The organism is Mesorhizobium loti CJ3sym (assembly GCF_000472785.1).
GTDB lineage: Bacteria > Pseudomonadota > Alphaproteobacteria > Rhizobiales > Rhizobiaceae > Mesorhizobium > Mesorhizobium loti_E.
The window spans coordinates 61,779-74,531 of sequence record NZ_AXAL01000021.1 but is presented as its reverse complement, the minus strand read 5'-3'; the positions used below and the strand labels follow the sequence as shown (position 1 = coordinate 74,531).

Here is a 12,753-nt window from a genome sequence, read left to right as displayed (position 1 = left end):
ACGCGGGTTCATTCCTTCGCCGCCTCCGCCGCCTTGAGGTCCAGCAGCCCATAGCCGAAATCATTGTCGCGCCCCTTGGGGCCGAGATCTTTCGCCGTTGCCGCCAGCGCTTTCTCGATACCGTCGGCGCTACGGCCGGGCGAAGCATGGATCAGATTGGCGATGGCGCCGCTGACGATCGCCGCGGCAAACGAGGTGCCGGTCACCACGTCGGAGCCGGCGCCACTCGGCGCCACAATCTCGACACCGGGCGCCGAGATGAAGACATAGGCGCCGCGATTGGCCTGCGGCATTAGCCCGTCCTTGGCGTCGGTGGCGGTCACGGCGATGACGCCGTCGAAGGCGGCCGGATAGCCATAAGGCGCCTTCGGCCCGTTGTTGCCGGCCGCAGCGACCAGCACAATGCCGAGCGCCCTTGCATTGCGGCAGGCGGTGCCGAGCAGATCGTTCTTCGGCCCGACGAAGCTCATATTGATGACGCTGACATTCTGTTCCGCCGCCCAGTCGAGCGCCGACAGGATGACATCCATGGTCGACTTGCCGCCTTCGAAGGCACGCGCGTGATAAATCTTGGCGCCCGGCGCCATGCCTTCCAGCGAGCCGACGCCGGCGATCAGCCCATCGACCGAAGTGCCATGGTCGCGCTTTTCGATCGGCACGTCCGGCATGGCGTCGAACTGTGCGGCGATGGCGCCGGCCAGCGCCGGATTGGTGTCGTCGATGCCGGTATCGATGACGGCAACCCTGACGTTTTCGCCGCTGGCCTGTTTGGAATCGAGTTCGATATGGTCGAAGGCGTAGTTTACAATGCCTGCGGCCTGCTGGAGCGAATAGATGTGGTTGGGCTCACGCCGCTGCGTGCGGCCATCGGCGGCAAGTTGCGCCAGCACAACGCCGACCGGACGGCCATCGGGAATACCGAAGCGCACCAGCGTGGTGCCGAGCAGCCGGGACTGGCGCTGCGAACGCACTTCGAGGCCGAATGAGGCGGCGATCTGCTGCACGGCACCGGCATCAGCGTCGACCGTTACAAGCACCTCGTCGGGCACGAAATCGCCAGCCACGGCGCGCGGCGGCTGAACGGCAATGAGATCGGTAGGCGAGATGATCGAGCCCCCGGCCGGCGGGCCGGCCTGATTGTTGGCAGGTGGCGTCGCCGGTTCCAGTCGTGGCGTCGGTACCGGTGCCGGAGGCGCTACCGGATTGGGAAACAGGTCGACGATCAAAGCGGGGAGAAAGACAGCGCCGGCCTGATCGGTGCCCGATCCGGCCTTGGCGTTGCCGCCGTCCTTGGCGCAATCGGCCGCGGTCGCATTTGCTCCGTTGCGGCAGTCGATTTTCGTCTGGTCGCTATTGGTGTCATTGGTCTGCGCCGACGCGGGCACGGCGGCGATCGTTATCGCCGCCGCCAGGATCGCCGCAAATCGAAGGGCCGCCTCAGCCGCCATCAACCGGTTTCCTTCCCTCGATCACAGTGTCGGTGAAAGGCTGGGCAGCAATAAGGCCGAGTTGCTTTGCATAGTCTGCGGCGTTGGCTGCGGCAATGCCGAGCCGGAACACGCCGTCGGCGGTCGGTCCGCCGATGATCTTCAGCCCGTTGCCGCCGAGGAAGCCCGAAATGTCGGACATCTTCGCATCCGGCTTGAACTTGACCAGCGCGAACGGCATTTTCGCCAGGTCATCTTCCGCACCGGCGATTTCGAAATTCCCGCCCTTGCCGCCGGGCTGCACCAGGGATTGCACCGCGATCAGCGCCAAAAGGACCGCGGCCGCCGCCCAGGCGACGCCGACCGGCACCGCCATGAAGCGGCCCCAGGCCTGCGCCAGCCAGGATGAGCCTGCGGGCTTGCGTGCAGGCCCGGCCTCGGCGTCGAGCGCCCTGGCGAAGCGGCTGAGGGCATCGGCGGGCGGGCGGATCGCTTCATTGGCGGCCGATGTGCCGGAGAACTCGGCCTCGGCCTCGCCAAGGGCTGCCATTGCCGCCGGATCGGTCGCCAGCCATTCCTCGACGGCTTCGAGGTCAGAGCCTTCCAGCGAGCCGTTCAGGTAGAACGGCAGCAGCGTTTCCATGTCGTCGCGGCGCGACATCTTTTCAGCGGCGCTCATATCGTCAGGATTACTCATGGCCACCCCCTGTCGTAACCGGCAGCCTTGAGGGCCTCGCCGAGTTTCTTGCGGGCGTAAAACATCCGGGTCTTGACGGTCGCGACCGGGATGCCGAGCACCTCGCCAATCTCCGTCACCGACTGTCCGTGGTAATAGGCAAGGTCGATCACCGTGCGGTGTTCTTCGGGCAAGGCGTCGATGAAGCGGCGCAAGGCGGCGGCCTTGTCCTCCTTCATGGTGACGACCTCAGGCGTGTCGGCGCCGTCGGGCACCGCGGCGGCGGCCTCGTCGTCGATCCAGTCTTCCTTCTTCTTGCGCAGCAGGGACAGCGCCTTGAACCGGGCGATGCCGAGCAGCCATGTCGAGACTTCGGAGCGTCCTTCGAAGCCTGGCGCCTGGCGCCACAGTTCGAGGAACACCTCGTTCGCGATATCGTCAGCCATCATTTCCGATCCCGTCTGGCGCGCCACGAAGCGGTAGACCCGCGCGTGGTGACGCATGAACAGGAGCCGCACGGCGGCACGGTCGCCCTTCGCGACCCGGTCGACAAGCGCGCGATCGGTCTCCGTCGCTGCCGTCATGGCCGGTCGAGCCGCCTGGCTCCTGTCTGCTCTGTCGCTGATCGGTGCAAAAAGGTTCATCCTCCGCCAAGGAATTTGCGGAGGCTAACCGAAGTAGGGTGCGGTTGCCAGAGCCGCCCGCTCAACTCAAGAAGGGCTTCGCCTTCATCGTCGCCGGCACCGGCACACCGAGCCGGCCCAACACCGTCGGCGCCAGCTGCAGTTGGTCGAGCAGTGTGTCGGCCTGCGGTCCTTTGCCGGATCCGAAGTAATAGAGCGCGAAATCCTGCATCTCGTCGTCACGGCCGCCATGGTGGCCACGATCCGTCTGGCCATGGTCGGCGGTGACCATGACTTCGTAGCCGGCTTCGATCCAGCCCGGCAGGAAGGCCGCCAGCATGCCGTCCATGGCGTAGACGGCATGGTCCATCTCATGGCAGTCATGGCCGAAGCGATGGCCCATCGAATCCAGCGTGCAGGTGTGCAGGATGCCGTAGTGGATGCCGTGGCGTTTGGTCAGCATGGTCAGCGTGGCGAACAGATCGACATCGCTCGGCGTCATCTGGTTGCGCTGGTTATAGCCGGTCATGGTGTGGAAGCGGCCATGTGTGATCGGCCCGCCGGGCTCGTCATATTCCATGTCCTCGACCAGGTCGAACGGATAGGAGCGGAAGAATTCCGACCAGTAGGAATGGGTGACGGCACCCGTTTTGCCGCCCGCCTTGCTGACTTCGGAGAAGATGTCTGGTTGCGAGACGCGGAAGCGGTTCTCGTTGGAAAGAATGCCATGCACCTGCGGCGAAACCCCGGTATGGATCGAGGCATAGCAGCAGGCCGAGGTCGACGGCAGCACCGAGCGCATCTTCCAGACCCGAGCCTCGCCCGATTGCACCCAGCCCTCGAGATTGCCCATCAGCCGGCGCCAGTTTCTGTAGGGGACGCCATCGAGGATGATCAGCAGAAGCTTGGATTTGAGCGCCATGGGCTGCTCCATGATGTCTAGCAGTTGAAACGGGAACGCCGCGTGCCGTTTCGGGCACACGGCGTTCTTACACGTGAATCAGACAGGCAGGGTTCGGCTAAGCGTTGAGCCAGCACTCGCCAAGCGCGTAGCCGTCCATCATTTCGCCGATCGGGCTCTTGGCAAAGCCGCCGATCTTGTTGGTGGCGGCGGCATCGATGAACTGGTTGAAGAACGGCACGATCAGGCCGCCTTCATCGCGCATCAGCACCGCCATGTCATGGTAGATCGCCTTGCGCTTGGCCTGGTCGAGTTCACCGCGCGCTGCAAACAGCATCTTGTCGAATTCCGGCCGCTTGAAGCGCGTGTCGTTCCAGTCGGCGGTCGAGACATAGCCGGTGGAATACATCTGGTCCTGCGTGGCGCGTCCGCCCCAGTAGGAGAGCGAGAAGGGCTGCTTGTTCCAGACTTCCGACCAGTAGCCGTCGCCCGGTTCGCGCTTGATCTCGATCTTGATGCCGGCCTTGGCGGCGCTCTGCTGGTAGAGCTGGGCGGCATCGACGGCGCCGGGGAAGGCGACATCGGAGGTGCGCAACACGATCGAGCCGCTGTGGCCGGACTTCTTGTAGAGAGCCGCCGCCTTTTCCGGATCGAACTTGCGTTGCTCGATGGCGGTAAACAGCGGATAGGCTTCGTTGATCGGGAAGTCGTTGCCGACCGAGCCGTAGCCGCGCAGGATCTTCTCCAGCAGTTCGTCGCGGTCCATGGCGAGCTTCAGCGCCATGCGCAGGTCGTTGCTGTCGAAGGGCGCCGTGTCGCAGAACATGTTGAACGGATAGTAGCCCTTGCCTGAGACGTTCTCGATGGTGACACCGGGAATGCGCTTGACCAGATCGACGACCTTGGGCTCGACGCGGTTGATCATGTGCACCTGCCCGCCCTGAAGAGCGGCAAGCCGTGCAGTAGCATCATTGATGACGACGATCTCGATCTGGCCGGCATGGCCTAGTTTGTCACCTTGCCAGTAGTTGGCGAAGCGCTCGCCGCCATGGCGCACGCCCGGCTGGTTGACGGTGACCTTGTAGGGGCCGGCGCTGATACCGGCATTCGGATTGTCCCTGCCGCCATTCGGCTGGATGACGAGATGGTAGTCGGCCATCAAATACGGGAAATCGGCATCCGCATCGCCCAACGTAACGATGACTTCCTTGCCGCTTGCCTTGACACCCTTGATGTTCTTGAGGATGCCGAGCGCACCGGACTTGGACTTCTCGTCGGCATGGCGCTCGATTGTTGCGGCGATGTCTTCGGCCGCAACCGTCTTGCCATTGTGGAACTCGATGCCGTCGCGCACCTTGATCGTCCAGGTCTTGGCATCCTTCGACGCGCCGATCTCCTGCGCGATCATATTTGTCAGGCTGTTGTCCGGCATCAGGCGGACCAGATATTCGCCCCACTGCTTGCCGAAACTGTAGGTGACCTGGCTGAGGTTCAGCGCCGGGTCGAGGCTGTTGGTCGATTCGCCACCCTGCAGGCCGGCCTTGAGGACGCCGCCCTTAACCGGGGTCTGCGCGAAGGCCTTTCCGGCCAATGTCGTAGCCAATGCCGCCGAGACGCCAAGAGCCGCGGTGCGGCCGAGAAAGTCGCGGCGTGAGATCCGGCCCTGGCCCGCGAGTTCAGCGAGATAATCGAATTCGGTCTTCATGTCCTACCCCCTATTAAAAACGTCGCACAAGCAGCGCCCGTCAGGGTGACGTTTGACGCTCTCGTGTTGCATGCGAATGACGGCAGTCGCCGCCGCCGAGCGGATCGTGCCTATGTCTTTGTTTTAATGCGATTTCGAATGGAGAACCGTTTCAAACTCTTCTTGCAATTGGTCTAATTCCCCGCGCTGGCCATGCGCCGCCCCTTGATCGCCTTTTCCAGCCAGCCGATCTCCATTTCCGGAACGGACGACAAGAGAAGATCGGTATAGGCATCGAAGGGCGGCGTCAGAACGGTGCTCTTTGGCCCATAACGCACCACCTCGCCGCGATACATCACCGCGATCGAATCGGCGATCGACTTCACGGTTGCGAGGTCGTGGGTGATGAACAGATAGGCGACGTTTTCTTCCTTCTGCAGGTCGAGCAGCAGCTTGAGGATGCCGTGAGCGACCAGCGGGTCGAGTGCCGAGGTCACCTCGTCGCAGATGATCAGCTTCGGCTTGGCGGCGAGCGAGCGGGCGATGCAGACGCGCTGCTTCTGACCGCCGGAAAGCTCGGCCGGGTAACGATCGACAAACCCCTTGCCCATCTCGATCTTGTCGAGCAGTTCGGCAACACGCTTGTCGCGCTCGCGGCCGCGTATGCCGAAATAGAATTCGAGCGGCCGGCCGATGATAGTGCCGACGGTCTGGCGCGGGTTCATCGCCACGTCGGCCATCTGGTAGATCATCTGCAACTGGCGCAGATCCTCCTTCGGCCGGTCGGCAAGCCGGTTGGCCAGCGGGCGTCCGTCGAAGGTCACGGTCCCTTCTTCTGGCGGCAGCAAACCGGTGATGGCGCGCGCCAGCGTCGACTTGCCCGAGCCGGACTCGCCGACGACAGCCAGCGTCTGGCCAGGATAGATATCGACCGAGACGTTCTTCAGCACCTTGATGTGGCTGCGGCCATAGGCGGCAGTGACGTTTTTCACCGACAGGAACGGCGCGGTGCCGGGCTTTTGTTCGGCATGTTCGATCTCATGCACCGAGACCAGCGCGTTGGTGTATTCCTGGCGCGGTTCCTTGATGATCTGACGGGTGCCGCCCCATTCGACGAGCCTTCCGTGGCGCAGCACCATGATCTCGTCGGAAACCTGGGCGACGACCGCGAGGTCGTGGGTGATGTAGAGCGCCGCGACATGCGTGTCGCGGATGGCATCCTTGATCGCCGCCAGGACGTCGATCTGCGTCGTCACGTCGAGCGCGGTGGTCGGTTCGTCGAAGACGATCAGGTCCGGTTCGGAACACAGCGCCATCGCTGTCATCACGCGCTGCAACTGGCCGCCCGAAACCTGGTGCGGAAAGCGCTCGCCGATGGTTTCGGGGTTCGGCAGGCTAAGCTTCTTGAACAGCGCCACGGCCCGTTTTTCGGCCTCTGCGCGGGTCGCCGTGCCATGCAGCAGCGTCGCCTCGACCACCTGGTCCATCAGCTTGTGGGCCGGGTTGAAGGCCGCCGCCGCCGATTGCGCGACATAGCAGACCTCGCGGCCGCGCAGCTTGCGGAAACCGTCCTTGCCGGTCTTGAGGATGTCGCGGCCGTTGAGGATCACCTCACCGCCGGTGATGCGCACGCCGCCGCGGCCATAGCCCATGGACGACAGGCCGATGGTCGACTTGCCGGCGCCGGATTCACCGATCAGGCCCAGCACCTTGCCCTTTTCCAGGGTCAGCGAGACATCATGCACCAGCACGATGTTCTTCGGCGCCTCGCCGGGCGGATAGACGGTGGCCTCGATGCGCAGATTGCGGATGTCGAGCAGCAGGCCTTGCTTGGATTGTCCGGGGTTCGCTTTTGTGTCAGCCATCACCCGCGCCCTCCTTTCAGGCTTGTCGTCCGGTTGAGCACCCAGTCTGCGACGAGGTTGACCGAAATCGCCAGCATGGCGATCGCCGCCGCCGGGATCAGCGCCGCGCCGATGCCGAACACGATGCCATCCTTGTTTTCCTTGACCATGCCGCCCCAGTCGGCGTCCGGCGGTTGCACGCCAAGGCCTAGGAACGATAGCGTCGACAGGAACAGCACGGCGTAGATGAAGCGCAGGCCGAGTTCCGAAACCAGCGGCGATAGCGCATTGGGCAGGATCTCGCGGAAGATGATCCAGCCGCTGCCTTCGCCGCGCAGCTTGGCGGCTTCAACGTAATCCATGACGTTGATGTCGACGGCGACTGCGCGCGACAGGCGGTAGACGCGGGTCGAGTCGAGGATACCCATCACCAGGATCAGCGTCACCAGATTGGTCGGCAGCACGGAAAGCACGACCAGACCCATGATCAGGGTCGGGATCGACATCAGGAGATCGACGAGGCGCGACAGCAGAGTGTCGTACCAGCCGCCGAACACCGCCGCCGAGAAACCGAGTATGGCGCCGAGCGAGAAGGATAGTGCGGTCGCAAGCACGGCGATGAACAGCGTGATGCGGGCACCGTAGATCATGCGCGAAAGGAGATCGCGGCCGAGATTGTCGGTGCCCAGCCAATGCGCGGCCGACATTGGTTCCCAGACGTCGCCGATGATTTCGGCATTACCGTGCGGGGCGATCCAGGGCGCAAAGATTGCCGCCAGCACGAACAGCGCCGTCAGGACTATGCCGATCAGCGCGGGGATGGGGATGCGTTTGATATCGAGCATACCCGCCCCCTATTTCGGATGTCTGAGGCGCGGATTGGCGATGATCGCCGCTATGTCCGCAATGATGTTCAATGTGATGTAGACAGCGGCAAAGATCAGGCCGACGGCCTGCACCACCGGCACATCGCGCTTGGTCACGTGATCGACCAGATACTGCCCCATGCCGGGATAGACGAAGATCACCTCGACCACGACGACGCCGACGATCAGATAGGCGAGGTTGAGCATGACGACATTGATGATCGGCGCGATGGCATTGGGGAAGGCGTGCTTGCGGATGACATTGAAGGCCGACAGGCCTTTCAATTCCGCCGTCTCGACATAGGCCGACTGCATGACATTGAGGATCGCCGCACGCGTCATTCGCATCATATGGGCAAGCACCACCAGCGTCAGCGCCGTCGCAGGCAAGGCGATAGCCTGCATGCGCTCACCGAATGGCATGCCGTCATAGACAGTCGAGATGCCGGGGAAGATCTGCCACTTCACGGCAAAGAAGTAGACAAGGACATAGCCAATGAAGAACTCGGGGAAGGAGGTCGAGGCGAGCGCCAGTCCGGAGATCAGCTTGTCGACCCAGCCATTGCGGTAGCGCACCGCGATCAAGCCGAGAATGATTGCCAGCGGCACGGCAACGATCGCCGCCCAGAAGGCAAGGAACAGCGTGTTCCACAGCCGGCCCTTTATCGACGTGGCGATGTCTTGCCCGCTCGACATGGCGGTTCCAAGATCACCGACCAGAACACCGCCAAGCCAGTGGAAATACCTGACATAGGCGGGCGCATTGAGACCGAGCTGCTCGCGCAGATTGGCGAGCGACTCCGGTGTCGCTGATTGTCCGAGAATGGCTTGCGCGACGTCGCCGGGCAGAATCTGGGTGCCGGCGAAGATCAGGACCGAGACGGCCAACAAGAGGACTATGCCCAGCGCAATGCGCTGGGCAATCAGCTTCAAGATGGGTGAAGACATATCCGCAAAGCCGGCTCAGGCCTGCAGCCAGCACTTCGCCAGGGCGTAGCCGTTCATCAGCTCCTGATGCGGATCGTCCACCCAGCCGTCGACCTTGGCGCCGGTCGCATCGATGAACTGGTTGAACATCGGCAGGATGAGACCGCCATCGTCGCGCACCATGACGGCCATGTCGTGGTACATCGCCTTGCGCTTGGTCTCGTCGAGTTCGGCGCGCGCCGCCAGCACCATCTTGTCGAAATCCGGGCGCATGAAACGCGTGTCGTTCCAGTCGGCGGTCGACAGATAGGCGGTCGAGTACATCTGGTCCTGCGTCGAGCGCCCACCCCAGTAGGAGGCGCAGAAGGGCTGCTTGTTCCAGACTTCCGACCAGTAGCCGTCGCCCGGTTCGCGCTTGATCTCGAGCGTGATGCCGGCCTTGGCCGCGCTCTGCTGGAAGAGCTGGGCCGCATCGACGGCGCCGGGGAAGGCGACATCCGACGTGCGCAGCAGCACTGAGCCGTCATGACCCGACTTCTTGAAGTGGAACTTGGCCTTGTCCGGATCATACTTGCGCTGCTCGATCTCGGTGAACAGCGGGTAAGACGCATTGATCGGGAAGTCGTTGCCGAGCGAGCCGTAGCCGCGCAGCACCTTGTTCAGCATCTCCTCGCGGTCGATCGCCAGCTTTAAGGCCATGCGCAGATCGGCGTTGTCGAAGGGTGCCGTGTTGCAATGCATGATGAAGACATAGTGGCCGGGGCCGGCGTGGTTGCGGATGGTCACGCCCGGCACCCGCTTGATCAGGTCGACGATCTTCGGCTCGACGCGGTTGATCATGTTGACCTGACCGCCCTGCAGCGCCGCCGTGCGCGCCGTCGCGTCGTTGATGACGATGATCTCGATCTGATCGGCATGGCCCATCTTGTCGCCCTGCCAGTAATTGGCGAAGCGTTCACCGCCATGGCGCACGCCCGGCTCGTTGGTGGCGATCTTATATGGGCCAGCGCTGATGCCGGCGTCCGGCTTGTCCTTGCCGCCATTGGGCTGGATGATCAGGTGATAGTCGCTGAGCAGGTAGGGAAGGTCGGCATTCGGCTCCTTCAGCGTCAGCACCACTTCCTTGCCGCTGGCCTTGATGGTCTCGATGCCTTTCATGTAGCCGAGCGCGCCCGACTTCGACTTTTCATCCGAATGGCGCTCGAGCGTGGCGGCCACGTCTTCGGCGGTCACCGTCTTGCCGTTGTGGAATTCGATGCCGTCACGGATCTTCAGCGTCCACACCTTGGCGTCCGGCGACGAGCCGATCTCCTCGGCGATGCGGTTCTCGAGCTTGCCGTCGGGCGACAGCTCGACGATCAATTCGCCCCACATCTTGCCGAAGGCGAACGGAACCTGCGTCATCATCAGCGCCGGGTCGAGGCTGTTGGTGGATTCGCCGCCGACCAGGCCGGCCTTCAGCGTGCCGCCCTTGACCGGACCTGCCGCGCGCGCCGCGCTGGACAGCAGCGAGTTGGCAAAGGGTGCGGCGATACCGAGCGCTGCGGCGCGACCGAGAAAATCACGACGGCTCAGCTTGCCCGCGGCAACACGCCGGCTAAGGAATTCGAGTTCATTCGACATTTTGAGTTCCTCACTCTGTTGGATCGACTCTGCGGTCGATTTTCTTTGTTAATTCTCCCTGAATAATGAGGGTAAGCTAATGCCGTAAGCAAGACCGAATGCGACATGCCGTGGCGTAAATCGTACGTCGCATTTGGACCAACGGCTGCGGCGCTCAGACCAGCGCGCGTGGAATCCTTTCCTCGAAATTGCGCTCGAAGACGATTATTTCACCCTCATAGGCCTCGATTCTGGCGCTGACGATGAAGTTTTGCGGATCCGATCGCATCTCGGCCCATGCCTCGGTACGCACCGACCATCCATTTCGCGACAGTGTCTGCGTCCAGTGGGTTTTCCCCGAGGCTGACAGTGGATTGTCAGGATGGATCGCCCAGGTCTCGCGGGCGACGCTGCCATTGACCAGGCCATGGTCGAGATCGCGCACCTCGCCGAAATCATCCGATATGGAAAGCGTGACGATTCCGGTCTTTTCGTCGCGATTGACATGGCGTTCGGAATTGGTGGCACGGATCGTCTCGATCGCCCAGGGTGCCGCACCTTCCGGTTCGGCGAACGTCGCTTCGTCGCCTGTCGCCAGCGGGCGCAGCGGCAAGGACAGCGTCGCTGCCGACAAGGTGAGTTTCACCGGTTCCGGCGATGGCCAGATGGCAGGCCAGTAGGCGTTCGACACGGCAATGCGCAGGCGGTGGCCGGCCGGCACGCGATAGGCGCATTGGTCGAGCACGACACGCGCGGAGACGGTCTCGCCTGGCACCAGCGCCTGCGGAAATTCGTGTGAGTCGCGGTGTGTCAGGTTCAGCACGCCATAGGAGATCAGTTCCGAAGCGCCGTCGGGGTGCACGTCGCACAGCCGGACCGCGATATTGGCCTGCGGACGGTCGGAGGAGAGCGTGACCAGAACCTCGGGCGCACCGACGATGTCGACCGCCTCACCAAGTTCCGGCTGGTCGAAACAGAACGACAGCGCATCGTCGGGACGCTGGTCGCCCGGCAGTTCCGGGCCGAAGGTGAACGGGAAATACTCGCCGCCGGCGAGGCCGCAGGTCTGCGGCGAGGCGACGATGGCGGGTTTGCCGCCCGCCGCGATCAACTCGATCTTCTCCGTCTTGATGGCGGGCGACGGCCATTCTTTCTCGGCTACCCAGCGGCCAGGTCGCTCGGGATGCCAGCGTGCCGGTCGCACGCTATCCATCACATAGGCGCGGTAGGCCGGATCGTTCTCCACGCCGGTCTTGGCGCCCTTCAGCCAGTGGTCCCACCAGCGCAAGGCTTCCTGCAGGAAGCCGATGGCCGGCTGGGGTCCGGCGTAATGCGGATATTTGTGGATCCAGGGGCCGACGATGCCCTTCACCGGCGCTTCGATATTGATCACGAGATTGGAGATCGTGTTGCGGTAGCCGTCATGCCAGCCGCCGATCGACAAAACGGCCGCTTTGACCGCGGAAAAATCCTCGCAGATCGAGCCGCGTTCCCAGTAGGCGTCGCGATGCTGGTGGCTGAGCCATAACGGCAGAAGGAAGGACTGGTTCTCCAACCGCGTCAGCCACAGATCGCGCCAGCGGTTGTCGCCGGCGATCAACGGGTCCGGCGGCCGCGACGAATAGGAGAGCATGGTCGAGGCCCAGCCGAAATTCTCGATCAGCAGGCAGCCGCCCTTATAGTGGATGTCGTCGGCATAGCGGTCGACGGTCGAACACAGGCTGATGACCGCCTTCAGCGCCGGCGGCTGCTTGGCGGCCACCTGCAGGCAGTTGAAGCCGCCCCAGGAGATGCCCATCATGCCGACATGGCCGTTGCACCAGGGTTGAGCCGCCGCCCAGGCAATGACGTCGCAGGCGTCCTGCAATTCCTGCTCGGAATATTCGTCGTCCATCAGCCCTTCGGAATCGCCATTGCCGCGCATGTCGACGCGGATCGATGCGTAGCCGTGGCCGGCGAAATAGGGATGCGTCAGCTGGTCGCGAAAAATGGTGCCATCGCGCTTGCGGTAGGGCAGATGCTCGAGGATGACAGGCACCGGATCGTCGCCGGCATCCTCCGGCATCCACACCCGCGCCGACAGCCGGCAGCCATCCGGCATGACGATGCCCATGTCGGGGAATTCAACGACCTTGCGGGGAAATTCAGTGACGGTTTTCATGGGCTGGCATAACGCCCCGCGGCGCCGCAACTTTCAATCGCC

General features: G+C 63.1%; 10 protein-coding genes. All 10 read right to left on the bottom strand.

The window, feature by feature from the left end:
* Positions 1-8: 8 nt before the first annotated feature.
* Positions 9-1,448, bottom strand: a complete 1,440-nt coding sequence (locus A3A9_RS0126050; protein ID WP_027061270.1) for a S8 family serine peptidase — start codon at positions 1,446-1,448, stop codon at positions 9-11.
* A complete protein-coding gene (locus tag A3A9_RS0126045) occupies positions 1,438-2,106 on the bottom strand; it encodes a hypothetical protein (protein WP_027061269.1) in 669 nt (222 codons plus the stop codon). The genes A3A9_RS0126050 and A3A9_RS0126045 overlap by 11 nt, the downstream gene beginning before the upstream one ends.
* Positions 2,107-2,120: 14 nt before the next feature.
* Positions 2,121-2,687 (bottom strand): sigma-70 family RNA polymerase sigma factor, encoded by a 567-nt coding sequence (locus A3A9_RS0126040; protein ID WP_027040618.1) that lies wholly within the window; start codon positions 2,685-2,687, stop codon positions 2,121-2,123.
* 121 nt (positions 2,688-2,808) lie between these two features.
* Positions 2,809-3,648, bottom strand: a complete 840-nt coding sequence (locus A3A9_RS0126035) for an alkaline phosphatase family protein (RefSeq protein ID WP_027061268.1) — start codon at positions 3,646-3,648, stop codon at positions 2,809-2,811.
* Positions 3,649-3,745: 97 nt separating this feature from the next.
* The gene (locus A3A9_RS0126030) at positions 3,746-5,332 is read right to left on the bottom strand and encodes an ABC transporter substrate-binding protein (protein WP_027061267.1); all 1,587 of its coding nucleotides are present in this window, start codon (positions 5,330-5,332) and stop codon (positions 3,746-3,748) included.
* 173 nt (positions 5,333-5,505) lie between these two features.
* A complete protein-coding gene (locus A3A9_RS0126025) occupies positions 5,506-7,176 on the bottom strand; it encodes an ABC transporter ATP-binding protein (protein WP_027061266.1) in 1,671 nt (556 codons plus the stop codon).
* The gene (locus tag A3A9_RS0126020; RefSeq protein ID WP_027061265.1) at positions 7,176-8,000 is read right to left on the bottom strand and encodes an ABC transporter permease; all 825 of its coding nucleotides are present in this window, start codon (positions 7,998-8,000) and stop codon (positions 7,176-7,178) included. Before A3A9_RS0126020 ends, A3A9_RS0126025 begins: the two co-directional genes overlap by 1 nt.
* Positions 8,001-8,009: 9 nt before the next feature.
* On the bottom strand, positions 8,010-8,969 hold the full coding sequence (locus tag A3A9_RS0126015) for an ABC transporter permease (protein WP_027061264.1): 960 nt from the start codon (positions 8,967-8,969) through the stop codon (positions 8,010-8,012).
* 15 nt (positions 8,970-8,984) lie between these two features.
* Positions 8,985-10,571 carry an ABC transporter substrate-binding protein gene (locus A3A9_RS0126010; protein ID WP_027061263.1) on the bottom strand — a complete coding sequence of 529 codons (1,587 nt, stop codon included), beginning with the start codon at positions 10,569-10,571 and terminating at the stop codon, positions 8,985-8,987.
* A gap of 154 nt (positions 10,572-10,725) precedes the next feature.
* On the bottom strand, positions 10,726-12,711 hold the full coding sequence (locus A3A9_RS0126005; RefSeq protein ID WP_027061262.1) for a CocE/NonD family hydrolase: 1,986 nt from the start codon (positions 12,709-12,711) through the stop codon (positions 10,726-10,728).
* Between the last annotated feature and the right edge of the window lie 42 nt (positions 12,712-12,753).